Raw genomic sequence first — 23,681 nt, forward strand, 5'->3', positions numbered from 1 at the left:
CGCGCGATGCGGTTTTGCATGATTTTGGCGGTTGTGTTGGCGGGCTGCACCTTGGGCGGCGGCAAACTGGCGAAGCCCAGTGATACCGCCAATCCGATCACCGGCGATGCGATTGCGGTGATCTCTTTGGATGCGCCAGCTGTTGTGGTTGCGGCTGATCCGGCCAAGCCAGCGGCGGATGTCGTGAAACCTGCAAAGCCGGACGCAGTACAACCTACATCCGCGCAAGTTACACCAGCGCAGCCCGATCCCGCAGCTGTCGATCCCGCCAAAGCCGCGATGCCGCCGGTGGCCGAAGAACCAGCGCGGGTGCTTGGGCCGGAAGAACTGGCCTGTGTCAAAAAGGGGGGGCAATGGGCCGTCGCAGGCAAAGCGGGCGGGATGAGTTGCGTGCGTAGGATGCGCGATGCGGGCAAATCTTGCCGTAAGAAAAGCGATTGCGAGGGTGATTGCCTTGCCAGATCAAATACTTGTGCGCCAATCGCGCCTTTGTTTGGCTGTAATGAAATTTTGCAGGATAATGGCGCAATGGTGACCCTTTGTATCGATTGATCGCGCTTTTGCTGCTGAGCGCCTGTGCGGCTGCCCCGAAAACCGTGGCGGTGGGGCGCTACCGCGCGCCGGATGCGCCGATGTATTCCAATGCGGTGATGGATCAAAACCGTCTGGTTGGCAGTTGGAGCCAAGTGGCGGCTTTCGGCGGCGAGGGGTGCAAGCCGGGCGGCGCCGAGATTTCTCAAGGCGCGGGCGGGCTGCAAATCCGCTACCGTTTGTGCGAATCTGGCGTGCAGATGGCGGGGACGGGGCCGATGCAATCCGATACCGTCGGGCGGTTTGCGGTGCCGGGGCAGCCGGGGCCGTGGTGGATTTTGTGGGCCGATGGCGATTATCGCACGTTGGTGGTCGGCAGCCCGAATGGGCGGCTGGGCTTTATCTTGAACCGCGGGACTTTCCCGCCGGATCGGCTGAAAGCGGCGCGGGATATATTGGAATGGAACGGCTATGATCTGCGGCGGCTGGTGGTTTACTGATCCATAACCCTCTGCAATCGCGCCAGATGATCGCGCACGCCACGCGCGCCGAACGGGGCGGCGCGCACCAGTCCGTCAAAATGTTGCAGGATGGATTGCACCCGGTCAGGGTCGCGAAACACGATGTACTGGCGGCCGAGATAGACAGCGGCAAGGTGCGGGCCGAACACCGTAACCGGGCTGGAATAGACCCGGTGCGCGTCGAACAGATACAGCCGCAGCGACGGATAGAGCGTGTCGCAAAGCGCAATCAGATGATCCATCTGCGCTTGGCGGGCGGAAAGCGGCAGGCCAGACCAATAGCCTAAGCCTCTGGAAAAGTTTGATATTTCATGCAGTGGCATGGCGATTTCATAATCGGATTGCGCGGATTTCATCCAATCCAGCTGATCTTGAAACGCCGCAATCGCCTGATCGGCCGAGCGGCCAAGGTAGTCGGCATATTCCCACGCCACCACCTCGGGCGTCTTCAGCATATCGGGCAGGCTGGCGGGGACATGGCGGATTTTGTAGCCAGCCGCCGCACGGTGCCAGCCGATGAGCTCTTGGTCAAACAAAGCACGCGGCGCTTCGGAAAGGGTGACGGAACTGGCAAGCAGCGCATCCACCGGCTCGGGCCGATCGGTCATGCCGAGAAGCCAGTCGCAAGACACCCCCAAAGCGGTGGCGCAATCGGCGGTCAGTTGCGCATTGGGCAGCCGGATGCCGGGGGCGAGCAGGGCCGAAACCGTCGAGCGATCCGCCCCGGTGGCGCGGGCTAGGGCAGCTTGGCTGGTGCCCTGCTGCGCCATCGCCTCGGCCAGACGGATGCGAAACAGCGGGGCGCGGTCGCGTTTGTCGATAAAATCCGGCATCTGTTTGTTTTTATCCGCAATGGTGATGAGATGTTGCATATCCTCTGAGTTCCGCCACGGTTTGGCAAGTGTTAGCATACGCCCATAACCCCTTGATGAGGAAAGATATGCCGCAGAGTCGCGTTATCGAGTGGCCAACTGTGGCGGTGTTGCTGGGAACTTATACCCTCTTTGCAGTGGGCGGCTGGGTTTGGCCCGGCACGGGCGCGGTGTCGATCCTTCTCACCGGGATCGCCTTGGCGCAGTTTTCGTCCTTGCAGCATGAGGTGCTGCATCGCCATCCGTTCCGTGCGCAGTGGGTGAACGAGGCGCTGGTGTTTCCGGCGCTGATGCCCTTCGTGCCCTATCTGCGCTTCAAGGACATGCATTTGCAGCACCATTTCGACCCGGCGCTGACAGACCCCTATGATGACCCAGAGTCGAACTATATGGAACCTGCTGTCTGGGCCAAAACCGCGCCGCTGCTGCAGGTTTTGCTGCGCTGGAACAATACCTTGGCCGGGCGGGTGCTGCTTGGCCCCGCTTTGGGCAGCTATATCTTTCTGCGCGATGAACTGGCCTTGCTGCGCGCGGGCGATGGCCGGGTTTTGCTAGCGTGGGGGCTGCATCTTATCGGGTTGGTGCCCTTGGTGCTGTGGCTGCAATGGGTGGGGATGCCGATTTGGGCCTATCTGCTGGCAGTTTACCTCGGCACGGCATTGCTGAAAATCCGCACCTATCTGGAGCACCGCGCGCATGAGGCGTTTCGCGCCCGCACCGTGGTGATCGAGGATCGCGGCCCGCTCAGCTATTTGTTTTTGAACAACAATTTCCACGTTGTGCATCACATGCATCCGGCTGTGCCGTGGTATGAGTTGCCAGCGCTGTATGCCAGTCGGCGCGAGCATTACCTGCGCCGCAATGAGGCCTACGTCTATCGCAGCTATGGCCAGATCATCCGGCAGTATTTCTGGCACGCAAAAGACCCGGTGCCGCATCCGATCTGGCCGGTTCGGCACGATGCTGCCGGGCAGGATCAGCTGTAGCGGCGGCGCACGGCTTTTGCGGCGGAGAATCGCCACAGAAGTGATTCGTGACCCCTTGTTTCTGCTGGCCTTTGTGATCCGTTTTGGCTAGTCTTGGCCTTAGACCGGGACAACCCGGCAGTATCGGGGAAACCTGGTATCGGCAGAGCAGACGAAAATACAGGCGGATTTTCCATGACTGAGATGGTCTATGGCTCGATGCCCAGCAGGGTATCGGAACCGGTGATTCCCCGCTGGTGGCGGACGATTGACAAATGGACGCTGACGGCAGTGTTGGTGTTGTTTGCCATCGGGTTGCTGCTGGGCCTGGCGGCCTCGGTGCCCTTGGCTGAGCGCAACGGGCTTGACCCCTATTACTATGTCACACGACAGGCGTTTTTCGGCGGCATGGCTTTGGCCGCGATTTTCGGCGTGTCGATGATGTCGCCTGCGATGGTGCGCCGGCTTGGCGTGCTGGGCTTTGCGGTGTCGATGCTGGCGCTGATGCTGTTGCCGATGTTTGGCACCGATTTTGGCAAGGGTGCGATCCGCTGGTTCAGCTTTGGCTTTGCCTCGGTGCAACCGTCTGAGTTTCTCAAGCCCGGTTTTATGATCGTGATCGCTTGGCTGATGGCCTCTAGCCAAGACCTGAACGGCCCGCCCGGCAGACTGATTTCCTTCGCTTTGACCGTGACCGTGGTGCTGTTTCTGGCGTTTCAGCCGGATTTCGGCCAGGCCATGCTGGTGCTGTTTGGTTGGGGCGTGATCTATTTCGTCTCGGGCGCGCCGATGATTCTGATCGTGACGGCAGTGGGGTTAACGGGTTTGGGTGGCTTTACCGCCTATCATTCCTCGGAACACTTCGCGCGGCGGATTGATGGCTTTCTGAACTCGGATGTCGATCCACGCAGCCAGATGGGCTATGCCACCAGTGCCATTCAAGAGGGCGGCTTCTTTGGGGTCGGCGTCGGCGAGGGCCAGGTGAAATGGACGCTGCCGGATGCGCACACTGACTTCATCATCGCGGTCGCGGCGGAAGAATACGGCCTTGTTCTGGTGCTGGTGATCATCGCGCTTTACGCGACGGTGGTGGTGCGCAGTCTGGTGCGGCTGACGCGTGAGCGTGATCCGTTCACCCGGCTCGCGGGCACGGGTTTGGCTTGTATTTTCGGGGTGCAGGCGATGATCAACATGGGCGTGGCGGTGCGCTTGCTGCCTGCCAAGGGGATGACCTTGCCGTTTGTGTCCTATGGCGGGTCTTCGGTGATCGCGGCGGGGATTACCGTGGGCATGTTGCTGGCGATGACGCGCAGCCGTCCGCAGGGTCAGATGTCTGATATTTTTAAGCGGGGGCGCTGATGCCTTTGCTGTTGATCGCAGCGGGCGGCACCGGCGGGCATATGTTCCCGGCGCAGGCTTTGGCCGAGGCAATGATCGCGAAGGGTTGGCGGGTGAAGCTGTCGACCGACGCGCGGGGGGCACGCTATGCTGGGGGCTTTCCAAAGGCGGTTGAGATTGTCGAGTTGTCCTCGGCGACCTTCGCGCGCGGTGGGCTGGCGGCCAAGTTGGCGGTGCCGTTTCGGATTGCGGGCGGCATCGTCTCGGCGCTGCTGTCGTCTTTGCGCGACAGGCCCGATGTGGTCGTGGGCTTTGGCGGCTATCCGTCGATCCCGGCGCTGACGGCGGCGTGGATTTTGCGCAGGCCCCGGATGATTCATGAGCAGAATGGCGTGTTGGGGCGGGTGAATACGCTGTTCGCTGGGCGCGTCGATAAGGTGGCCTGTGGCACTTGGCCGACGGCTTTGCCTTCGGGCGTGGAGGGTATTCATACCGGAAATCCAGTGCGGGCTTCGGTTTTAGAACGCGCAGGGGCAGGCTATATTGCGCCCGGCGATTATCCGATGGAACTGCTGGTGATCGGTGGTTCTCAGGGCGCGCGCATCCTGTCGCAAGTGGTGCCTGCGGCGGTGGCGGCCTTGCCAGAGAGCCTGCGGCGGCACCTGCGGGTGGCACATCAGGCGCGGGCGGAGGATTTGGCGGCAGTGGTGCGAGCTTACGCCGATGCTGGCGTGCGGGCGGAAGTGGAGCCGTTTTTCACCGACATTCCGCGCAGGCTCTCCGAGGCACAACTGGTGATTTCCCGCTCGGGGGCATCGTCGGTGGCGGATATCTCGGTGATCGGGCGGCCCTCGATTCTGGTGCCGTTCGCGGCGGCGATGGGCGATCATCAAACCGCCAACGCGCGCGGTTTGGTTGACGCGGGGGCAGCCGTGCTGATCGCAGAGGCTCAGCTTGATGCGAGCGGCTTAAGCGCCCAAATGGCGGCAGTTCTGCAAAATCCGCCAAGGGCGGAAGATATGGCGCGTAAGGCGCAAGCACAGGGACGGCCAGATGCGACCGACCGTTTGGTGGCGCTGGTTGAGGCTTTGGCGAGTTAGGAGAGACGATGAACGCGACAAAACTTCCGATGGAACTGGGGCCGATCCACTTTGTGGGCATCGGCGGTATTGGCATGTCGGGCATCGCCGAAGTGCTGATGACGCAGGGTTTTCGGGTGCAGGGTTCGGATGCGAAGGCTTCAAAAATCACCGATCGACTGGTGGCTTTGGGGGCGGTGTTCTTTGAGGGCCAAGCGGCAAGCAATATCGGCGAAGCGGCGGTTGTGGTGATTTCTTCGGCGATCAAAAAGGGTAACCCGGAACTGGAGGAGGCGCGGCGGCGTGGCCTTCCGGTGGTGCGCCGTGCCGAAATGCTGGCGGAATTGATGCGGCTGCGCTCGAATATCGCCATCGCGGGCACGCATGGCAAAACCACGACCACGACGATGGTGGCGACTTTGCTCGACAAGGGGGGCTTTGATCCGACCGTGATCAACGGCGGGGTGATCCATGCCTATGGCTCGAATGCCCGTGCCGGAGAAGGCGAGTGGATGGTGGTGGAGGCTGACGAGTCGGATGGTTCCTTCAACCGCCTGCCCGCCACGATTGCGATTGTGACCAACATTGACCCCGAACATATGGAGCATTGGCACACCTTCGACGCCCTGCGCAAAGGCTTCTATGATTTCGTCTCCAACGTGCCGTTCTATGGCCTCGCGGTGTGCTGCACCGATCATCCCGAGGTGCAGGCTTTGGTTGGCCGCGTCACCGACCGCCGTGTGGTAACCTTTGGCTTTAACGCCCAAGCCGATGTGCGGGCGGTGAACCTGACCTATGACAACGGTGTTGCGCATTTTGATGTGGCCTTGCAGGGCGAAGGGCAGGGGGCTGTCATTGAGGGCTGCGTGCTGCCAATGCCTGGGGATCACAACGTCTCGAATGCGTTGTCGGCGATTGCGGTGGCGCGGCATCTGGGTATGAAGAAAGAAGAAATCCGCGAGGCTTTGGCTGGATTTGCAGGCGTCAATCGCCGCTTTACCAAAGTGGCGGAAGTGAATGGTGTCACCATCATCGACGATTACGGCCATCACCCGGTGGAAATCGCCGCTGTGCTGAAAGCCGCGCGTCAGGCCACCAAGGGCCGGGTGATCGCGGTGCATCAGCCGCACCGTTATTCGCGGCTGTCGAATCTGTTTGAGGAATTCTGCACCTGTTTCAATGAGGCCGATGTGGTGGCCATCGCCGAAGTCTACGCCGCAGGTGAAGACCCCATTCTGGGCGCATCCCGCGATGATCTGGTGGCCGGCCTGATCGCCCACGGCCACCGCCACGCCCGCGCCATCACCGATGAGGCTGATCTGGCGCGGCTGGTGAAAGAACAAGCGCAGCCCGGCGATATGGTGGTTTGCCTTGGCGCAGGTTCGATCTCGGCTTGGGCGAATGGCTTGCCCGCACGGCTGACGGGCAAAGCCGCATGAGCCTGCCGCTGATCATGGGCTGCCTCTGGGTGATCGCCGCGACGATCACCGCCATGCTGCCGATGAAGCAACAGATGGTGCCGGGGATGACGTTGCTGGTGCTGGCCCCGGTGCTGTTGCTCTGGATCGGCCTAACGCATGGCTTGCTTTGGGTCGGGCTGGGTCTGTTTGCGTTCTTGTCGATGTTCCGCCGCCCGCTGATCTATTTCGCCCGCCGTGGCCTGGGCCTGCCCGTCGAACTGCCGCCGGATTTGCGGAAATGATCTCACTGGTCGCCGGGCTGATCTGGCTGGTGGTGGCCAATCTTACGGGCATGTTGCCCAGCAAAGACTACCACTGGCGCAATGCCTATTGGCTGATTGCGGTGGGTCTGCCGCTGCTGATCTGGCTGTGCTATGAAAATGGCCCGTGGTTGGGTCTGGCCTTTCTGCTCGCGGCCGGATCGGTGCTCCGCTGGCCGCTCAGGTATCTGTGGCGGTGGATCCGGGCGCGGGTTGGGGCTTGAGGCTTGGCGCAATTTGCCTAAAAAGGCGGGCATGACAAATACAATGCCCCCCGTTCGCGGCACTTTGACGCCGCATCGCCCTTTGGCAGACCTTACCTGGCTGCGTGTCGGTGGGCCAGCCGACTGGCTGTTTCAACCTGCCGATGAGGCGGATTTGTGCAGTTTCTTGGCCGCGCTTGACCCCGATGTGCCGGTGTTCCCGATGGGGGTCGGCAGCAATCTGATCGTGCGCGATGGTGGTCTGCGCGCGGTGGTGATCCGGTTGGGGCGGGGTTTTAACGCGATTACTTGCGACGGCACCGTTACGGCAGGTGCTGCGGCGTTGGATGCCCATGTTGCCCGCAAAGTCGCCGAGGCGGGGCTGGATCTGACGTTTTTGCGCACCATTCCGGGTTCTATTGGCGGTGCGGTGCGGATGAATGCGGGCTGCTATGGGTCTTATGTCGCCGATCACCTGATCTCGGTGCGTTGCGTGACGCGGCAGGGTGAGGTTGTCGAACTTGCCGCCGCCGATCTTAAGCTGGCTTACCGTCAAAGCCAGTTGCCCGAGGGTTGGGTGGTCGTCGCCGCGACCTTCCGCGCAGCGCCCGGCGATCCGGTGATGCTGGAGGCGCGGATGACCGATCAAATCGCCAAACGTGACGCCAGCCAGCCGACGAAAGACCGCTCGGCAGGGTCAACCTTCCGCAATCCGGTCGGCCATTCCAGCACAGGTCGCGCGGATGACAGCCACGAGCTAAAGGCATGGAAAGTCATCGACGATGCGGGGATGCGCGGGTTTTCGCTGGGTGGTGCCCAAATGTCGCCGATGCACTCGAATTTCCTGATCAATACCGGAGAGGCCAGTGCCGCCGATCTCGAAGATTTAGGCGAGGAAGTGCGAAAAAGGGTTTTCCAACAGAGCGGTATCACGTTAGAGTGGGAAATTATGCGGGTCGGCGAACGTATCGCATAAATAACAATATCATGGACCGAAAAAGGTCTGGATGAGGCAGTAGATGGCGGGCGGCTTATCAAAAGCGGCTTCCAAAGTGGCGGTGTTGATGGGTGGGCCTTCCGTAGAGCGGGAAGTCTCACTGGTCTCTGGTCGTGAATGCGCGACAGCACTTAGGGAAGCAGGGTATCAGGTGGTTGAGGTCGATTGCGGCCCCGACTTGCCCGCACGGCTGGCTGAAATCAAACCTGATGTTTGCTTCAACGCTTTGCATGGCCGTTGGGGTGAGGATGGCTGCGTTCAGGGCCTGCTGGAATGGCTGAAAATTCCCTACACCCATTCTGGCGTGCTGGCCTCGGCCTTGGCGATGGACAAGGCGCGCGCGAAAGAAGTCTTTGCCGCCGCTGGCCTGCCGATCGTGCAATCGGTGCTGGTTGCGCGGGAAGACGTCAGTAAAGGCCATATCCTGCCGCCGCCCTATGTGGTGAAACCGAACAACGAAGGCTCCTCGGTTGGGGTTTATATCGTCCGCGAGGGCAGCAATGCGCCGCGTCTGGCGGAAACCATGCCGGAGCGGGTGATGGTGGAAACCTATGCGCCGGGGCGGGAATTGACCTGCGCGGTGATGGGGGATCGGGCGCTATGTGTGACTGACATCATCACCAACGGCTGGTATGACTTTGATGCGAAATACAAAACTGGCGGCTCGCGGCATGTTTTGCCCGCTGAGTTGCCCGAAGACATCACCGCCGCCTGCCTTGATTACGCCCTGCGCGCCCATAACGCCCTTGGCTGTAGGGGCGTCAGCCGCACCGATTTCCGTTGGGATGAAGCGCGCGGTCTGGCGGGGTTGATCCTGCTGGAAACCAACACCCAGCCGGGGATGACCCCAACCTCGCTGGCCCCCGAACAAGCGGGCCACTTCGGCATCTCCTTCCCCGCGTTCTGCGCTTGGATGGTGGAGGACGCCTCATGCAATCGCTAGGCCGCAATCGCTCACTTCCAGCTAATGGCATCCGCCGTGATCCTGCGCCAAGCCGGTGGCAATACCGGATGCAACGGCTGTGGTTGACGCCGCTGTTTCGGGTGGTCTGCCGTCTGGGACTGCCGTTGACGGTGGTGGCGCTGATCGCCTCTGGAGTGCTGTACAGCGACGCCCGCCGCGCTGCTATTGTGCAAAGCTTTGTCGATCTGCGCACCAAGTTCGAACAGCGTCCCGAGTTTCGCGTAGGGCTTTTGTCGGTTGAGGGTGCCTCGCGCGATCTGACCGATGCGGTGCGGGCCAAGCTGGCACTGAAGCTGCCGCAATCCTCGTTTGATCTGGATATGACCGAGCTGCGCGCCCGGGCCGAAGCCTTAGACGCGGTCGCCTCTGCCGAATTGCGCGTTCGCTCGGGCGGCGTGCTGCAAGTGATCTTGACCGAGCGTGTGCCAGTCGTGGTGTGGCGCGGGGCGGCTGGTTTGCAGCTTCTGGATGCCACCGGCCACCGTGTGGCGGGGCTGTCTGCGCGCGCGGATCGGGCCGATTTGCCGCTGGTGGCGGGCGAGGGCGCAGATGCGGCGATGCCAGAAGCTTTGGCGATTTTCGACACCGCTCGACCGATCGCTCCCCGTGTGCGTGGGTTGATCCGCGTGGGCGAACGCCGCTGGGATCTGGTGTTGGACCGTGATCAGAGCATCTTGCTGCCCTCGGTGAACCCGGTGGCGGCGGTCGAACGCCTGCTGGCGCTGAACGCCTCTGATAAATTGCTAGAACGCGACATTCTTTCGATAGACCTAAGAAATCAAGACCGCCCGGCGATCCGGCTGGCTCCGTTCGCGATGAACGAAGTCCGCCGTGCGCAAGGGCTGGCACCGACGACGGAGAGCGGATTATGACAGACCTTTACCAATCCCAACGCGCAATGCGCAACATGCGGCGGGCAGCGATGCAGCGCGGTGTGGTGGCGATTTTGGATGTCGGCACCTCGAAGATCGCCTGTCTGGTGCTGCGGTTTGACGGCATCGAGGATGACCGCGATCAGGATGGCGTGGGGCCGATGGCCGGGCAATCATCGTTCCGCGTGATCGGGGCTGCGACAACGCGGTCGCGCGGCGTGCGGTTTGGCGAAATCGCGGTGATGAATGAAACCGAGCGGGCTATTCGGACGGCGGTTCAAGCCGCGCAGAAAATGGCGAATGTGCGGGTTGATCATGTGATCGCCTGCTTCTCGGGGGCCGAACCGCGCAGCTATGGCCTTGCTGGCGAATGGGAATTGCAGGATTCGGTGGTGACCGAGCAAGACGTGGCCCGCGTGCTGGCGGCCTGTGATGTGCCGGATTTCGGCGATGGGCGTGAGATTTTGCACGCACAGCCGGTGAACTTCGCTTTGGATCATCGCTCGGGCCTGGGCGATCCGCGTGGGCAGATCGGCAATCGTCTGGCCTGCGATCTGCATATGCTGTCGGTCGATGCCTCGGTGGTGCAGAACCTGCTGTATTGCATCAAGCGCTGTGATCTGGAACTCGCCGGTATTGCCTCGTCGGCCTATGTTTCGGGGATTTCCTCGCTGGTCGAGGACGAACAGGAACTCGGTGCGGCTTGTATTGATATGGGCGGCGGTGCGACCGGCATTTCTATCTTTATGAAAAAGCACATGATCTACGCCGATTCCGTGCGGATGGGCGGCGATCATGTGTCCTCGGATATCTCGAAGGGCCTGCAAGTGCCGCTGGTGGTGGCGGAACGCATCAAGACCAAGCACGGCGGCGTGCATGCGACGGGCATGGATGACCGCGAGATGATCGAGATGGGTGGCGATTCGGGCGATTGGGAGAAAGACCGTCGTCAGATTTCGCGCACCGAGCTGATCGGCATCATGCGGCCTCGGGTCGAGGAAATTCTGGAAGAAGTCCGCGCTCGCTTAGACGCGGCGGGTTTTGACAGCCTGCCCAGCCAGCAGATCGTGCTGACCGGGGGCGCAAGCCAGATCCCCGGACTGGATGGATTGGCCAGCCGTATCCTTGGCCAGCGCGTCCGCATGGGTCGGCCTTTGCGGGTGCAGGGTCTGCCGCAGGCGGCAACCGGGCCTGCTTTTTCCAGCGCCGTGGGCCTGTGTCTGTTCGCCGCCCATCCGCAAGACGAGTGGTGGGATTTCGACATTCCGGCCGAACGTTACCCGGCGCGATCCCTCAAACGTGCCTTCCGGTGGTTTAAGGACAACTGGTAATCCGCTAAATCGGGTAACATTGGCGAAATACCGCTAATACCAGCAACACTGGCCCCATATTTTGTGGGGCCAGTGTGTTTTTTGCGTGACCTTCGGGCTATCTGTGGATAGAATTGAGGATAATTCGGCACACTCTGCTTCGGGACAGGCGGGGGAAGACCGATACGGCAAACCGGCGGCGGCAGCCCGCGTAATAAGAACAGGCGGATAAAAATGGCATTGAATCTGATCATGGCCTCGGCGCGCGAAGAGCTAAAGCCGCGTATCACGGTGTTTGGCGTCGGTGGCGCGGGCGGCAATGCCGTCAATAACATGATCGAGAAGAACCTTGAGGGGGTCGAGTTCGTTGTCGCCAACACCGACGCGCAGGCGCTTCAACAATCGAACGCGCCGGTGAAGATCCAGATGGGTCTGCGGGTGACTGAGGGTCTAGGGGCAGGGGCGCGTCCGACCGTTGGGGCAGCTGCGGCTGAGGAGACGATTGAAGAAATCGTCGATCACCTCGCAGGCGCGCATATGTGCTTCATCACTGCGGGCATGGGTGGCGGCACTGGCACCGGGGCTGCCCCGATCATCGCGCAAGCCGCGCGTGAATTGGGCGTGCTGACCGTGGGCGTTGTCACCAAGCCCTTCCAGTTTGAAGGCAACAAACGGATGAAGCAGGCCGAAGACGGCATCATTGCGCTGCAAAAAGTTGTCGACACGCTGATCATCATTCCGAACCAGAACCTGTTCCGCCTCGCAAACGAACGAACCACCTTCACCGATGCGTTCGCGATGGCGGATGATGTGCTGTATCAAGGCGTTAAGGGCGTCACTGATCTGATGGTGCGCCCCGGCCTGATCAACCTCGACTTCGCCGACGTGCGCGCGGTGATGGATGAGATGGGCAAGGCGATGATGGGCACCGGTGAGGCCACCGGCGACAACCGCGCGGTTGAGGCTGCCGAGAAAGCCATCGCCAACCCGCTGCTCGATGAGATTTCGTTGCATGGCGCCAAGGGTGTTTTGATCAACATCACTGGCGGCTATGATCTGACGCTGTTTGAGCTTGATGAGGCCGCCAACATCATCCGCGAAAAGGTCGATCCTGACGCGAATATCATCGTGGGCTCCACCTTGGACACCTCGATGGAGGGCACATTGCGGGTCTCCGTGGTCGCCACGGGCATCGACGTTGGCCAAAACCGGGCTGAGATGCCCGCCACCCGCCGCTCGATGGCGCAACCCCTCGCGCCAGCCGCCGCGGCCCCCGAGCCGAAAGCGGCAGCGCCCGCTCCGGTGCAACAGCCTGTTGCGGCGCAGCAATATCAAGCCCCGGCGCAGGATCTGTTCCACGCCCAGCAGCCCAGCTTCCACGATCACGCTGAAGAGATGATGGAAGACGATCTGCCGACCCCGGTTTACCGCCCGGCACAACAAGCTCCGGTGCAACAGCCGCGTGCGCAGGCTCCGGCACCCTTGTCGCTGGACAATGACGCAGGCAGCTTTGTCGCCCCGCGTCCGCGCGCCGCTGGCACGCCGTCGCCCGAGGCTCTGGCCCGTCTGCAAGCCGCTGTGTCGAAATCGCCGTCGCAAGCCGGTGCGGCCCGTCAGCCCGCGCAACAACCGCAACAGCGGATGGCGGCCCCAGCGCCCGCACCGAAATCCGCCGAGCGTGCGCGTTTTGGCATCGGCAGTCTGATCAACCGTATGGCGGGCGGGGCAGCTGAACAGCCGCAGGAACGCCAGCAGTCCGCGCGTCAGCAACCGCCCGTCACCGCCTATGATGACGAGCAGGAACTGTCGGCAGATCAAGAGCGGATCGAGATTCCGGCCTTCCTGCGCCGTCAGGCCAACTGAGTCGGGTATAGAGACGACTTAACGCGAACGTAACAGGCCCGGAAATATCCGGGCCTTTTTCTTTTTAGATCAATGCCTTATGCCTTTAGAATCCTGTTACACTCCGTTACAAACTGTGAGTTGAGATAACGCCCCCGCGGACTTAGATCATTGCTGCGGCCATAGGTCTGGCCAAAGAGTTAACGTCTCGGAGAGTTCCGTTGCAACATACGCTGAAAACCACGGCTGTCTTTACCGGCTTCGGCTTGCACTCGGGTGCTGCCGTTACGATGAAAGTGCATCCTGCGGCAGCGGACCATGGCATCTGGTTCCTGCGCTCGGATGTATCAGGCGATGCGCTGATCCCCGCGCGTTGGGATGCGGTTGTGCCGTCGAAACTGTGCACGCTTGTGGCCAATTCCGCTGGCGCAAGCGTGTCGACCATCGAACATGTTATGGCGGCGCTGGCTGGTTCGGCGATCAGCAACGCGGTGATCGAGATTGACGGGCCGGAAGTGCCGATCCTTGATGGTTCGGCTGCGCCCTTCGTTGAAGGCTTTCTGAACGCAGGCATCGTGAAGCAAAACGCCCCCGTGGTGGCGATCCGTATCTTGCGCACCGTTGAAGTGCGTGATGGCGCGGCATTTGCCCGGCTGGAACCGTCTGACATGCTGGAAATCGACTTCAAGATTGATTTCGAGGATGCCGCGATTGGCAAGCAATCGAAAGTGCTGAACATGTCGAACGGCGCGTTCGTGCGTGAACTCTCGGACAGCCGCACCTTTTGCCGCAACGCCGATGTGATCGCGATGCAAGAGCGCGGGCTGGCTTTGGGTGGTACGCTGGAAAACGCTGTGGTGTTTGATGGCGCGAAAGTGCTGTCGCCGGGTGGTTTGCGCCATTCGGATGAACCGGTGCGCCACAAGATGCTGGATGCCTTGGGCGATCTGGCTTTGGCGGGTGCGCCGATCCTTGGCCGCTATACCGGTGAGCGGGCGGGACACGCGATGACCAACCGGCTTTTGCGCGTGCTTTTTGCCACGCCCGGCGCTTGGATTGAGCAAGATTGTGAAGGCCTTGCGGGCGGAAAGCTGCCCGGCGTTGGCGTTCATCGTGGTGATCTGCCTCTGCGCGGCTAAAACCATTCGGCAAAGCGTGAAAGCCGTTTTGCGCCTGCGATTTTTCTGTGCTACGAGGGGCGAAAGCGCGGTGAACGCGGCCCCATCTTTGGGGCCCTCGGCGCGGGTTATTGGGGTAGGCGGAAGATGGCAGGCGGACAGTCGGGCAAAGCTCTGCGGATGCTGGGTATGGTGGTGCTTGTTGCCAGTTTGGCAGCCTGTTCACAGAAAAAGCAGAATGATACTGCGGCGTTAGACAGCCTGACGGCTGAGCAGCTTTACAAACGCGGAGAGCTGGCGCTGGAAGTGCGCCAGGGCAAGAACGAAGATGCTCTGGCGGATTTTGAAGCGGTAGAGCGGCTTTATCCCTATTCCGAATGGGCCAAGCGCGCGCTGATCATGCAGGCGTTTACGCAGCACAAGAATAAGAAATACGAAGAAGCCCGCATTGCCGCGCAGCGCTATCTCGATTTCTACCCCGGCGATGAAGATGCGGCCTATGCGTCTTATCTGCTGGCCCTGTCCTATTACGACCAGATCGACGAGGTGGGCCGCGACCAAGGCCTGACCTATCAGGCGCTGCAAGCCCTGCGCGTGGTGATCGAGGAATATCCCGACAGCGAATATGCCAAATCGGCGACGCTGAAGTTCGATCTCGCTTTTGATCACTTGGCGGCGAAAGATATGGAAATCGGGCGCTACTACCTCAAGCGCGGCAACTTCACGGCGGCGATCAACCGTTTCCGCTCGGTGGTGCAGGATTTCCAGACCACCACCCACACCGCTGAGGCGTTGGAGCGGCTGGTTGAGGCTTACCTTGCGTTGGGTCTGACCGATGAGGCGCAGACCGCAGGCGCGATCTTGGGTTATAACTACCAATCCTCGCCATTCTACCAAGACGCCTTCAACCTGCTCAAAAAGCAAGGTCTGTCGCCGGAAGCCAAAGGCACCAGCTGGCTGTCGCAAATTTACCGGCAGACGATCAAGGGTGAATGGTTGTGATACCCCTGCGCTGCGGCGCAGGCGCCCGATTGGTCTGCAAAGGGTAGGGGATGCTGCGCAGCCTTGATATCCGCGATGTGCTGATCATTGATCGGCTGACCTTGGAGTTTGCTCCGGGCCTGAACGTGCTGACCGGGGAAACCGGGGCGGGCAAGTCGATTTTGCTCGATGCTTTGGGCTTTGTGTTGGGTTGGCGCGGTCGGGCTGAACTTGTGCGGGCAGGGGCAGCACAGGGCGAAGTGGTGGCGGAGTTTGATCTTCCCCCCGGTCATGCTGCCCGCGCGGTGCTGACTGAGGCAGGCTTCGATGACCCGGATGAATTGATCCTGCGCCGCGTCAACACCGCCGATGGCCGCAAAACCGCCTTCGTCAACGACCGCCGGGTGTCGGGCGATGTGCTGCGCGATTTGTCGGATACTCTGGTCGAACTGCATGGCCAGAATGACGACCGGGGATTGCTGAACCCACGCGGCCACCGCAACCTTTTGGACAGCTTTGCAGGCCTCGATACCGCCGCCGCGCGCAGTGCATGGCGGGCGCAAGCACAAGCGCGTGACGCTTTGGCAGTGGCCCGCGCGGCACTGGAGCGCGCGCAGGTCGAAGAAGACTTCCTGCGTCATGCCGTCGCCGAACTTGATAAGCTGAACCCCGAACCGGGTGAGGAAGCCAGCTTGGACACCCGCCGCCGCGCCATGCAGGGGGCCGAGCGCATCCGCACCGACGTGCAGCGCGCCCATTCGGCGCTGAGCGAAGGGGCCGAGAATGCCATCAGCGACGCGCTGCGCTGGCTGGAGGCGGCGGCTGACAAGGCCGAAGGCCGCCTTGATACTGCGCTGGCTGCCTTGGGCCGCGCCTTGGTGGAGTTGGGTGAAGCGCAAGACGGCATCGAATCCTGCCTGCGCGGGTTAGATTTCCGCCCCGGCGATCTGGAGAACTTGGAAGAACGCTTGTTTGCCATCCGCGCTTTGGCCCGCAAGCATGGTGTGCTGGCGGATGATCTTGGCAATTTCGCCGAAAACGCCCGCGCGCGACTGGCGGCGATTGACGGTGGGGCTGCGGGTCTTGCCAAGCTGGAAAAGGCGCTGGCTGAGGCGGAACTCGCCTATCAGCGCGAAGCGATGGCGCTGTCAAAAGCCCGCAAAACCGCCGCTGTGCGTCTCGACAAAGCTATGGCCGCCGAACTCGCCCCGCTGAAAATGGAACGCGCGGTGTTCACCACCGAAATCTCTGCGGGTGATCCTGGCCCCGATGGCACCGACGCGGTACAATTTACCGTCGCCACCAACCCCGGAGCACCGTCTGGGGCGCTGAACAAGATCGCCTCGGGCGGTGAGTTGTCGCGCTTCTTGCTGGCGCTGAAAGTGTGCCTGACCGCCAACACCCCCGGACTGACGATGATCTTCGATGAGATTGATCGGGGGGTGGGCGGGGCCACTGCGGATGCCGTCGGACGTCGCCTGAAAGCCCTCGCCAGCTCTGCGCAAGTTCTGGTAGTCACCCACAGTCCGCAGGTCGCGGCCTTGGGCGGGCATCACTGGCGGGTCGAAAAACGTGTCAGCAAAGGCCAGACCCTGTCCACCGTCATCGCCTTGGGCGACGACGCCCGCATCGAGGAAATCGCCCGCATGTTGGCGGGCGACCGGGTCACCGAAGCCGCGCGTGAGGCGGCGCGGGCTTTGTTGGCATAAACATGGGCTGGCTTAGGGCAGGGCTGTAAAGCTGAGGTTCAACGCCAGCCAATCCGCAGGGTCGACCTCCAACACCGCCACCAACATCGCGCCAAAACGCGGCAGATCGGCACCGGACTGATCCCGTGCCCCCGACACGGTGTAGCGCTGGCGCAATAAGGCATTATGCGGCCCCAGCGCCCGGATCTGGGCCTTGCCGGTGACCAGACGCGCGCGGGCAAAAATCCCCGCCGCCTCTGCCGCAAAGGCGCTTTCGATTTCTTCTGGTGATTCTGCCCAAAGCCCGGTCAGGCTTTGTAGCGTGCCATCAGGCGCAATCAGCGCAGCAAGACCTGCGGCATCTTGCGCGGTGAAGGCCTGCGCAAAGCGGCGCGGAAAATCTTCAAGACTCATGCCAAGACCGACATCGGGCGCGGGTGGTTTTCAAACAGGGTGACGGCTATTTTGCTCATGACGACACAATAGACCCTGCGCGCGGCATTGCCAATCGACACACCAAAACCCGCGCGGAATTTGCGTCGCACAGTCAAGGCCTCGGCGGATTTATGTCGCCGCCGCCTGCGCCATCACCACCGCCAGATCGCCATAGCCAGTGAACCGCCGCTCGTAGGCCAGCCCCAGCCGTCGGGCGCAGTCTTCGGCCTTGGCGTCCAGTGCTGGATCATTGGTCTGCGCCTGATAGACCAGCTTGGTGTAATTGCCGAAATACATATCGCGCAGTTGCGGGTGGCGATCAAGGCCCATCGGCCGCCAGACAAAAGCCTCAAACTGCCGCACCAGAAAATCGGTGAGATAAAACGCGGTGAACTCATCGGGATGGGCGGCAAACACCGCATTGCCTTCAAAGAACGAATAGCAATGCGGGCCCTCAATCATCTCAACGCCCAATTCCTGACAGCGCGCCAACAACAGCCCGCCGGTGCCGCAATCGGCATAGAGCACGAACATGCTGTCATATGCTCCTCGCTGCGCTTCCACCGCGCGCGTCACCGCCTCCGTGATCCGGTCGGGATAGAGATGCAGATTGGCAGGCAGGCATTGCAGATCGAGATGATCCCAACCATTCACGCGCTTCAGTGCCAGCACCTCATGCGCCAAAGCGCCGCAAGCGATCAACAACACCCGGCCCTGATGCGCAGGCGCCAGACCCTCAGCGGTCAGCAGATCATCGCTGATCAGTGCCATCGCAGGGTACGGACGAACAACGCGAGGCACAGGGCCAACAGCCCGAGCCAGACAAACGACAAGCCCGTAACCTGAATCACGGCAATTGAGGCTCCGGCAGCAAGAATTACCCCGAAAATCAGGGCCAGAAAGGTTGGGAGCGGCATTGGCATCCTCCTTATTGTCCTCTTAACGTGGCAATTAAAAAGCCTCGGGGCAAGACCCCGAGGCTAAAGAACCAGCGTCTCGGCTGATTTAAGCGGTCAACTGGTTGTGCTTGCGCAAAACCAAGGCCTTGGCGGTTTCCACAGCCACGGCGGCGTCGCGGCAATAGGCATCCGCGCCAATCGCCTTGCCGAATTCTTCGTTCAGCGGCGCACCGCCGACGAGAACGATATAGTCCTCGCGCATGCCCTTCTCTTTCATCGTGTCGATCACGACTTTCATATAGGGCATCGTGGTGGTCAGCAGCGCCGACATGCCAAGGATATCGGGCTTTTCTTCTTCCAAAGCGGCGAGATATTTCTCAACCGAGTTGTTGATGCCAAGATCGCGCACCTCAAAGCCCGCACCTTCCATCATCATACCGACAAGGTTTTTGCCGATGTCGTGGATATCGCCTTTGACGGTGCCGATCACCATTTTGCCCATCCGCGGCGCGCCGGTGGCGATCAGCAGCGGCTTGAGGATGAACATGCCACCCTTCATCGCATTGGCCGCCAGCAGCACTTCTGGCACGAACAGGATGCCGTCGCGGAAGTCAGCGCCCACGATGGTCATGCCCGCAACCAAGGCTTTGGTCAGCGTGTCATAGGGCGTCCAGCCACGGCTGATCAGAATGTTAACGCCTTCTTCGATCTCTTCCTTCAGACCATCGTAGAGGTCGTCATGCATTTGCATAACCAGTTCGTCATCGGAAAGATCAGCAAGGATGATTTCGTCGTCGGCCATCTGGGAACTCCTTGGGCGGTTGTCAGTGTGATGGGGCCAAAGCCCGCCAGACACTGTTCGAATAGCGACATGCGCCAACAGAAAGCCGACTTTGTAGGGCAGGAAATGCAGAAATCGCTTGGGATTGTTCTTGATATGTTCTAGTTTGACGGGGTGGATAAGTCAGAGAGCACAATCATGCCGGGGGTGCGCCCGCGCGGGCGCGGCGCATTGGGCAATGCGGTGGGGCGGTTTGAAGCTGCCGCTCGGCTGGCGTTTGAGGATGGCTGGGAACCGCCTGAGGAGCGGGTGTTGCGCACCGAGGTCCGGCTGGAAGTGCCGCGCTCGGCTGTCAGCTACAACACCTCGCCCGACCTGCGGTTTGACCGCGCGATCAACCCCTATCGCGGCTGCGAACATGGCTGCATCTATTGCTTTGCGCGCCCGAGCCACGCGTTTTTGAACCTGTCGCCGGGGTTGGATTTTGAAACCAAACTGATCGCCCGTCCGGGGATTGGCGCGGTGTTGGAAAAAGAGCTGCGGGCGAAATCCTATAAGGTCGCGGTGATGGCTCTGGGCACCAATACCGACCCTTATCAACCCGTCGAGACCGAATATGGCGTGATGCGCGAAGTGCTTGAAGTGCTGCGCGCGTTCAAGCATCCACTGGCAATCACCACAAAAGGCACTTTGATCGAGCGCGACATTGATCTTTTGTCCGAGATGGCAGGGCAGGGCCTGTGCCGCGTCGGGGTTTCGGTGACCACGCTGGATACAGACCTCGCGCGCAAGATGGAACCTCGGGCGGCGGCACCCAAGCGGCGGTTGCAGACCATCACGCGGCTGGCGCAAGCCGGCATCCCGGTGCGGGCGATGATCTCGCCAATGATCCCCGGCCTGACTGATCACGAGTTGGAACCGATCATGGCCGCCTGCCGCGATGCCGGGGCGACGGCGGCGAGCTATATCTCGCTGCGGCTGCCGCGCGAGGTGTCGCAACTGTTCCAAGATTGGCTTGCCGAACATGTGCCCGACCGTGCCGCGAAAGTGATGGCGCGGGTGCGCGAGTTGCATGGTGGCATGGATTACGACCCGGCCTTTGGCAAACGGATGCGGGGAGAGGGGCCGTGGGCTGATCTTATGGCGCGGCGGTTTCGGGTGGCGCTGGATCGGTTGGGTCTGTCGGTAAAGCTGCCGCCGATGCGCTGCGATCTCTTTGCAGCCCCGGCACGGGCGGGCGATCAGCTCAGCCTGTTCTGACGGCCAGCCCCGGCGCAACCGATTTCCGAAACGGAAATCGTGCCGGAATTTCTCAAATTCCGTAGCACTTGGGCCAAGCGCCCCGCTTCACATCACCCGCGCCGATTGCGCCGCTCACGTTTCGGATCGGCCGACGTATCCCCGGTGCCGTCTGAGGACGAAGAAAACGCCCCCAGCTTGGCGGTGATATCCTCTTGCGTCGGCAGCGGACCCTTCGGCGTGTTCTCCAACGCCTTGCGCATCGCCGCCAAATGCTCCGGCATCGTCCCGCAGCAACCGCCAATGATCCGCACCCCGGCATCGCGCGCCAGGACCGCATATTCCCCCATCAACTCCGGCGTGCCATCGTAATGGATATGGCCGTCATGATATTTCGGAATCCCGGCATTGCCCTTGGCAATCAGCGGCCGCGCCGAGCCAACAGCCGCAAACCCGAGCACAGTCCGCATCAGATCCGAGGCCCCGACACCGCAATTCGCGCCAAACGCAATCGGCGGATTGGCCAGCTTTTCCACCATCTCGGCCATCGCGGACGAGGTCATCCCCATCATCGTGCGCCCTGCGGTATCGAAACTCATCGTGCCGCACCATGGCATGCCCGCCAAAGCTGCAGCCTCCGCAGCCGCCGCATATTCCTCGGGTGCCGACATGGTTTCCACCCACAGCACATCCGCGCCGCCTTCTTTCAAGCCCTCGGCTTGCTCATGGAACATCTCGACCGCGACGCGATGTGTCAGCGTGCCCATCGGCTCAAAAATCTCCCCCGTCGGCCCGACCGAGCCCGCAACCACCACCACACGCCCCGAGGCGTCGGCAATCTCGCGCCCTAAAGCAGCACCCACCCGGTTCAACTCACGCACCCGGCCTTGGGCTGCGTGCAGTTTCAAACGGCTGGCATTGCCACCAAAGGTGTTGGTCAGGAAAATATCCGATCCGGCATTCACCGCATTGCGATACAGAGTGCGGATATTGTCGGGCTTGTCGGTGTTCCAAAACTCTGGCGGCTCGCCTGATTCCAAACCCATGTTGAACAAATTGGTGCCGGTGGCCCCGTCGGCCATCAGCCAATCGCGGCTGGCGAGCAGTTTCGAAAGCGCATCTTGGGACATCGGCAGACCTCGTCTGGTTCAGAGCGAACCTATGTTTCACGTTGACCCTGTGTTTGCCATGCGCGGCGGAGCGAGGCAAATCTATATTCCTCATAACACTATGCGCCGCAGCACATGATGCGCCGCAAAGCCAGTCGCATCCGTAAACGCCGCAGCAAAAAGGCCGCGCACCAAACCCGGCGGCGGCCTCTTGAAACGCTGCCGTCGCAGGTGGGCTTAAAACTCGTTCATCAGCTCGGCTTTGGCCACCGGCAGCAGTTCGGCCATCTTGGCGCGCACGGCATCGGCGCTCGACAAGCTGCCCAGATCGCCCGCGACCTTGCGCACCACATCTTCAATGCCGGCTTCTTCGAAATCAGCACGCACAACCGACATCGCATATTCTGCCGCCTCATCGCCGGATTTGCCGAGCAATCCCGCCGCCCACAGACCGGTCAGCTTGTTGCGCCGCGCCTCAGCACGGAACTGCATTTCGGCATCGTGGGCATATTTGGATTCAAAAGCGTGTTCGCGGTCGTCAAATGTGGTCATGGCTGGCCCTCTGGGTCATGGAAAGTTATCCCCCATATGCCCATCCCGCGCCCGCCGTTCAAGATAAAAAGCCACGGCTGGGCTGTGGCAGATCGGCCATCAGCGCACCCGAGCGTAGCCGGTGGTAGTGTGCAGCGCCGAGACCGCACAGGATTTGCTGTCGATGAACCCGGCACCCCGCATCTACGCGCGCAAATCGGCCTCGGAAAACCCCCGCGTCGTGCCTTTCCGCGTCACCCCCCCCCAGAACCGTGCCTGCGGCTGCGGGAGGATCACCGCCAAGGCGACCTCAAACGCTGCCTGATCCGGCAATTCAGCGACGAACAGCGCCGCATCACCCGAAGTGCAGCCTTGCAAGGCGGCAATCAGCGCCGCATCGCTGAGATTGCCGATCACACAGGCCGGGTTTTGCGGGCTGATCCCCAACTTGGCGGCAAGACTAGGGGCGGGCTTTTGCAGCGTCTTCAGCCAAAGTGCTGCCTGCGCGGCACCAAAGAAACCCGCAACGCGCCCGCAGGCGTCAGCACCACCAGATCGTCGCCCTCAACAGCAAAGCCTGCCAGATCGGCGCGGGGAATACGGGCTTTGAGCGCACCGCGCAGGAGCAGCTCCGTCGCTTCCAGCACGATTTTCCCCCGCCGCTCTGCCCGGCAAATAGCATCTGCGCTTCAGCCTCGCGTCCCACCCTCAGTTTCCTTTTTTGTACCGCAGCTGGACAAGCACCACCGCCCCGCATTCCCGTCGAAGATCAAGCCGTCCTACGCCTTGCCCCCGTATACCTTGCCCCTCGTCGCAGCTTGGCATATAGCCGGGAAAAAGGGCAGGGGGTGGCGTTGGCCGCCCCCGTGCCCGTTTGGCATCGGAGCATTCATGGCGCGCAGGAAGAAGGTTTACGAGGGCAAGGCGAAGATCCTGTATGAAGGACCGGAACCGGGCACTCTGATCCAATATTTCAAGGACGATTCCGCGCCCACCGCAGCCGAGGCCACCCCGGCTGCGGTCGAAGGTAAGGGCGTGTTGAACAACCGTCTGTCAGAGTTTTTCATGTCGGGGTTGAATGCCATCGGCGTGCCCACCCATTTCATCCGCCGCGTCAACATGCGCGAGCAACTGGTGCGGATGGCCGAAATCATCCCGCTGGAAGTCGTGGTGCGCAACTTTGCTGCTGGTGAAATTTCCGAGCGTCTCGGCATCCCCGAAGGCACCCCACTGCCGCGCCCGATTGTCGAATATTACCTGAAAGACGACCGACTGTCGCTGCCGATGGTCGCGGAAGAACATATCGTCGCCTTTGGTTGGGCCACCCAGCAGGATCTGGATGACGTGATCGCGCTGGCGTTGCGGGTGAATGATTTCATGTCCGGCGTGATGCTGGGCGTCGGCATCCGCTTGGTGGATTTCCGCATCGAAGTCGGGCGGATTTGGGAAGGCGATTACATGCGCCTGATCGTCGCCGATGAGATCAGCCCGGACAGCTGCCGGTTGTGGGATCTGCGCGGTTTGGTCGATCGTGGCGACGGCCAACCGATCCCCGAGCCGGGACCGCTGCCCGATGTCTACACCGAACTCGCGCGGCGCTTGGGCGTGTTGCCCTCCAACGTCACGCATACGGTGAAGCCGACTTTGATCAACTAAGGCTTGCCCGTCAGGGCAAGCGGCGGTATC

27 protein-coding genes are annotated in these 23,681 nt (G+C 61.4%); 18 read left to right on the forward strand and 9 right to left on the reverse strand.

The features are described 5' to 3' along the window. Nucleotides 1-6 precede the first annotated feature (6 nt). A complete protein-coding gene (locus ACS5RD_RS11955; protein ID WP_489927612.1) occupies nt 7-552 on the forward strand; it encodes a hypothetical protein in 546 nt (181 codons plus the stop codon). Then, nucleotides 540-1,031, forward strand: a complete 492-nt coding sequence (locus tag ACS5RD_RS11960) for a lipocalin family protein (RefSeq protein WP_489927613.1) — start codon at nt 540-542, stop codon at nt 1,029-1,031. Before ACS5RD_RS11955 ends, ACS5RD_RS11960 begins: the two co-directional genes overlap by 13 nt. Here ACS5RD_RS11960 and ACS5RD_RS11965 read toward each other — a convergent pair. Next, complete coding sequence (locus ACS5RD_RS11965; RefSeq protein WP_489927614.1) at nt 1,025-1,924, reverse strand: helix-turn-helix domain-containing protein; 900 nt, start codon at nt 1,922-1,924, stop codon at nt 1,025-1,027. The genes ACS5RD_RS11960 and ACS5RD_RS11965 overlap by 7 nt on opposite strands. 68 nt (nt 1,925-1,992) lie before the next feature. Here ACS5RD_RS11965 and ACS5RD_RS11970 point away from each other — a divergent pair, with 68 nt between their 5' ends. From ACS5RD_RS11970 to recN, 14 genes are all read left to right on the forward strand, one after another. Continuing rightward, nucleotides 1,993-2,910 (forward strand): fatty acid desaturase, encoded by a 918-nt coding sequence (locus ACS5RD_RS11970; protein WP_489927615.1) that lies wholly within the window; start codon nt 1,993-1,995, stop codon nt 2,908-2,910. A 174-nt stretch (nt 2,911-3,084) separates the two neighbouring features. After that, nucleotides 3,085-4,248, forward strand: coding sequence for a peptidoglycan glycosyltransferase FtsW (locus tag ACS5RD_RS11975; protein WP_054005096.1), 1,164 nt, complete (start codon nt 3,085-3,087; stop codon nt 4,246-4,248). Further along, nucleotides 4,248-5,327 (forward strand): UDP-N-acetylglucosamine--N-acetylmuramyl-(pentapeptide) pyrophosphoryl-undecaprenol N-acetylglucosamine transferase, encoded by a 1,080-nt coding sequence (locus ACS5RD_RS11980; RefSeq protein ID WP_489927616.1) that lies wholly within the window; start codon nt 4,248-4,250, stop codon nt 5,325-5,327. Before ACS5RD_RS11975 ends, ACS5RD_RS11980 begins: the two co-directional genes overlap by 1 nt. Nucleotides 5,328-5,335: 8 nt before the next feature. Continuing rightward, entirely contained in the window at nt 5,336-6,745 is a 1,410-nt protein-coding gene (gene murC, locus ACS5RD_RS11985; RefSeq protein ID WP_489927617.1) for a UDP-N-acetylmuramate--L-alanine ligase, read from the forward strand. Then, on the forward strand, nt 6,742-7,008 hold the full coding sequence (locus ACS5RD_RS11990; RefSeq protein WP_489927618.1) for a DUF2484 family protein: 267 nt from the start codon (nt 6,742-6,744) through the stop codon (nt 7,006-7,008). Before murC ends, ACS5RD_RS11990 begins: the two co-directional genes overlap by 4 nt. After that, nucleotides 7,005-7,250, forward strand: coding sequence for a DUF2484 family protein (locus ACS5RD_RS11995; protein WP_489927619.1), 246 nt, complete (start codon nt 7,005-7,007; stop codon nt 7,248-7,250). Before ACS5RD_RS11990 ends, ACS5RD_RS11995 begins: the two co-directional genes overlap by 4 nt. A gap of 31 nt (nt 7,251-7,281) precedes the next feature. Beyond that, the gene (murB, locus tag ACS5RD_RS12000; protein WP_489927620.1) at nt 7,282-8,205 is read left to right on the forward strand and encodes a UDP-N-acetylmuramate dehydrogenase; all 924 of its coding nucleotides are present in this window, start codon (nt 7,282-7,284) and stop codon (nt 8,203-8,205) included. Between the two features lie 43 nt (nt 8,206-8,248). Further along, nucleotides 8,249-9,169, forward strand: coding sequence for a D-alanine--D-alanine ligase (locus ACS5RD_RS12005; protein WP_489927621.1), 921 nt, complete (start codon nt 8,249-8,251; stop codon nt 9,167-9,169). Nucleotides 9,170-9,237: 68 nt separating this feature from the next. Further along, the gene (locus tag ACS5RD_RS12010; protein ID WP_489927622.1) at nt 9,238-10,062 is read left to right on the forward strand and encodes a cell division protein FtsQ/DivIB; all 825 of its coding nucleotides are present in this window, start codon (nt 9,238-9,240) and stop codon (nt 10,060-10,062) included. Continuing rightward, nucleotides 10,059-11,393, forward strand: coding sequence for a cell division protein FtsA (gene ftsA, locus ACS5RD_RS12015; RefSeq protein ID WP_054005088.1), 1,335 nt, complete (start codon nt 10,059-10,061; stop codon nt 11,391-11,393). Before ACS5RD_RS12010 ends, ftsA begins: the two co-directional genes overlap by 4 nt. A 213-nt stretch (nt 11,394-11,606) precedes the next feature. Continuing rightward, a complete protein-coding gene (gene ftsZ, locus ACS5RD_RS12020) occupies nt 11,607-13,235 on the forward strand; it encodes a cell division protein FtsZ (RefSeq protein ID WP_489927623.1) in 1,629 nt (542 codons plus the stop codon). A gap of 200 nt (nt 13,236-13,435) precedes the next feature. Further along, the gene (gene lpxC, locus ACS5RD_RS12025; RefSeq protein ID WP_489927624.1) at nt 13,436-14,353 is read left to right on the forward strand and encodes a UDP-3-O-acyl-N-acetylglucosamine deacetylase; all 918 of its coding nucleotides are present in this window, start codon (nt 13,436-13,438) and stop codon (nt 14,351-14,353) included. A 126-nt stretch (nt 14,354-14,479) separates the two neighbouring features. Beyond that, nucleotides 14,480-15,334 carry an outer membrane protein assembly factor BamD gene (locus tag ACS5RD_RS12030; protein ID WP_489927625.1) on the forward strand — a complete coding sequence of 285 codons (855 nt, stop codon included), beginning with the start codon at nt 14,480-14,482 and terminating at the stop codon, nt 15,332-15,334. Between the two features lie 50 nt (nt 15,335-15,384). Beyond that, nucleotides 15,385-17,022 (forward strand): DNA repair protein RecN, encoded by a 1,638-nt coding sequence (gene recN / locus ACS5RD_RS12035; RefSeq protein ID WP_489927626.1) that lies wholly within the window; start codon nt 15,385-15,387, stop codon nt 17,020-17,022. A gap of 12 nt (nt 17,023-17,034) precedes the next feature. Here recN and ACS5RD_RS12040 read toward each other — a convergent pair whose 3' ends face one another. The 4 genes from ACS5RD_RS12040 to ACS5RD_RS12055 form a co-directional block, all read right to left on the reverse strand. Further along, nucleotides 17,035-17,415, reverse strand: a complete 381-nt coding sequence (locus tag ACS5RD_RS12040) for an SgcJ/EcaC family oxidoreductase (RefSeq protein WP_489927627.1) — start codon at nt 17,413-17,415, stop codon at nt 17,035-17,037. Nucleotides 17,416-17,565: 150 nt separating this feature from the next. After that, nucleotides 17,566-18,207 (reverse strand): DUF1638 domain-containing protein, encoded by a 642-nt coding sequence (locus tag ACS5RD_RS12045; protein WP_489927628.1) that lies wholly within the window; start codon nt 18,205-18,207, stop codon nt 17,566-17,568. Beyond that, entirely contained in the window at nt 18,198-18,353 is a 156-nt protein-coding gene (locus tag ACS5RD_RS12050) for a hypothetical protein (RefSeq protein ID WP_489927629.1), read from the reverse strand. Before ACS5RD_RS12050 ends, ACS5RD_RS12045 begins: the two co-directional genes overlap by 10 nt. 88 nt (nt 18,354-18,441) lie before the next feature. Beyond that, on the reverse strand, nt 18,442-19,137 hold the full coding sequence (locus ACS5RD_RS12055) for a corrinoid protein (protein WP_054005081.1): 696 nt from the start codon (nt 19,135-19,137) through the stop codon (nt 18,442-18,444). 177 nt (nt 19,138-19,314) lie between these two features. On the opposite strand from ACS5RD_RS12055, the gene ACS5RD_RS12060 reads away from it, so the two are divergent. After that, nucleotides 19,315-20,376, forward strand: coding sequence for a PA0069 family radical SAM protein (locus tag ACS5RD_RS12060; protein WP_489927630.1), 1,062 nt, complete (start codon nt 19,315-19,317; stop codon nt 20,374-20,376). 92 nt (nt 20,377-20,468) lie between these two features. Here the strand turns inward: ACS5RD_RS12060 and bmt are convergent, their stop codons facing one another. The 4 genes from bmt to ACS5RD_RS12080 form a co-directional block, all read right to left on the reverse strand. Then, entirely contained in the window at nt 20,469-21,485 is a 1,017-nt protein-coding gene (gene bmt / locus ACS5RD_RS12065) for a betaine--homocysteine S-methyltransferase (protein WP_054005079.1), read from the reverse strand. Nucleotides 21,486-21,701: 216 nt separating this feature from the next. Beyond that, a complete protein-coding gene (locus ACS5RD_RS12070; protein ID WP_489927631.1) occupies nt 21,702-22,016 on the reverse strand; it encodes a DUF1476 domain-containing protein in 315 nt (104 codons plus the stop codon). Between the two features lie 183 nt (nt 22,017-22,199). Continuing rightward, nucleotides 22,200-22,442, reverse strand: coding sequence for a hypothetical protein (locus ACS5RD_RS12075; protein WP_489927632.1), 243 nt, complete (start codon nt 22,440-22,442; stop codon nt 22,200-22,202). A gap of 38 nt (nt 22,443-22,480) precedes the next feature. Next, nucleotides 22,481-22,642: a hypothetical protein gene (locus ACS5RD_RS12080; RefSeq protein ID WP_489927633.1), complete on the reverse strand. Its 162-nt coding sequence runs from the start codon at nt 22,640-22,642 to the stop codon at nt 22,481-22,483. 244 nt (nt 22,643-22,886) lie between these two features. On the opposite strand from ACS5RD_RS12080, the gene ACS5RD_RS12085 reads away from it, so the two are divergent. Beyond that, a complete protein-coding gene (locus ACS5RD_RS12085) occupies nt 22,887-23,651 on the forward strand; it encodes a phosphoribosylaminoimidazolesuccinocarboxamide synthase (protein WP_054005076.1) in 765 nt (254 codons plus the stop codon). Nucleotides 23,652-23,681 lie beyond the last annotated feature (30 nt).

It is taken from the genome of Cypionkella sp. PAMC25878 (assembly GCF_058135695.1).

Excerpts from the sequence above, each read along its gene's own strand:
- ftsZ (WP_489927623.1), top strand. The coding sequence starts at position 11,607 with ATGGCATTGAATCTGATCATGGCCTCGGCGCGCGAAGAGCTAAAGCCG.
- ACS5RD_RS11975 (WP_054005096.1), top strand. The coding sequence starts at position 3,085 with ATGACTGAGATGGTCTATGGCTCGATGCCCAGCAGGGTATCGGAACCG.
- ACS5RD_RS12045 (WP_489927628.1), bottom strand. The coding sequence starts at position 18,207 with ATGGCACTGATCAGCGATGATCTGCTGACCGCTGAGGGTCTGGCGCCT.
- murC (WP_489927617.1), top strand. The coding sequence starts at position 5,336 with ATGAACGCGACAAAACTTCCGATGGAACTGGGGCCGATCCACTTTGTG.
- ACS5RD_RS11955 (WP_489927612.1), top strand. The coding sequence starts at position 7 with ATGCGGTTTTGCATGATTTTGGCGGTTGTGTTGGCGGGCTGCACCTTG.
- ACS5RD_RS12055 (WP_054005081.1), bottom strand. The coding sequence starts at position 19,137 with ATGGCCGACGACGAAATCATCCTTGCTGATCTTTCCGATGACGAACTG.
- ACS5RD_RS11980 (WP_489927616.1), top strand. The coding sequence starts at position 4,248 with ATGCCTTTGCTGTTGATCGCAGCGGGCGGCACCGGCGGGCATATGTTC.
- ACS5RD_RS12040 (WP_489927627.1), bottom strand. The coding sequence starts at position 17,415 with ATGAGTCTTGAAGATTTTCCGCGCCGCTTTGCGCAGGCCTTCACCGCG.
- ACS5RD_RS11970 (WP_489927615.1), top strand. The coding sequence starts at position 1,993 with ATGCCGCAGAGTCGCGTTATCGAGTGGCCAACTGTGGCGGTGTTGCTG.
- ACS5RD_RS12005 (WP_489927621.1), top strand. The coding sequence starts at position 8,249 with ATGGCGGGCGGCTTATCAAAAGCGGCTTCCAAAGTGGCGGTGTTGATG.
- ACS5RD_RS12010 (WP_489927622.1), top strand. The coding sequence starts at position 9,238 with ATGCAACGGCTGTGGTTGACGCCGCTGTTTCGGGTGGTCTGCCGTCTG.
- ACS5RD_RS12060 (WP_489927630.1), top strand. The coding sequence starts at position 19,315 with ATGCCGGGGGTGCGCCCGCGCGGGCGCGGCGCATTGGGCAATGCGGTG.
- ACS5RD_RS11965 (WP_489927614.1), bottom strand. The coding sequence starts at position 1,924 with ATGCAACATCTCATCACCATTGCGGATAAAAACAAACAGATGCCGGAT.
- ACS5RD_RS11995 (WP_489927619.1), top strand. The coding sequence starts at position 7,005 with ATGATCTCACTGGTCGCCGGGCTGATCTGGCTGGTGGTGGCCAATCTT.
- bmt (WP_054005079.1), bottom strand. The coding sequence starts at position 21,485 with ATGTCCCAAGATGCGCTTTCGAAACTGCTCGCCAGCCGCGATTGGCTG.
- ACS5RD_RS12085 (WP_054005076.1), top strand. The coding sequence starts at position 22,887 with ATGGCGCGCAGGAAGAAGGTTTACGAGGGCAAGGCGAAGATCCTGTAT.
- ACS5RD_RS12050 (WP_489927629.1), bottom strand. The coding sequence starts at position 18,353 with ATGCCGCTCCCAACCTTTCTGGCCCTGATTTTCGGGGTAATTCTTGCT.
- murB (WP_489927620.1), top strand. The coding sequence starts at position 7,282 with ATGACAAATACAATGCCCCCCGTTCGCGGCACTTTGACGCCGCATCGC.
- ACS5RD_RS12070 (WP_489927631.1), bottom strand. The coding sequence starts at position 22,016 with ATGACCACATTTGACGACCGCGAACACGCTTTTGAATCCAAATATGCC.
- ACS5RD_RS12030 (WP_489927625.1), top strand. The coding sequence starts at position 14,480 with ATGGCAGGCGGACAGTCGGGCAAAGCTCTGCGGATGCTGGGTATGGTG.
- ACS5RD_RS11990 (WP_489927618.1), top strand. The coding sequence starts at position 6,742 with ATGAGCCTGCCGCTGATCATGGGCTGCCTCTGGGTGATCGCCGCGACG.
- ftsA (WP_054005088.1), top strand. The coding sequence starts at position 10,059 with ATGACAGACCTTTACCAATCCCAACGCGCAATGCGCAACATGCGGCGG.
- recN (WP_489927626.1), top strand. The coding sequence starts at position 15,385 with ATGCTGCGCAGCCTTGATATCCGCGATGTGCTGATCATTGATCGGCTG.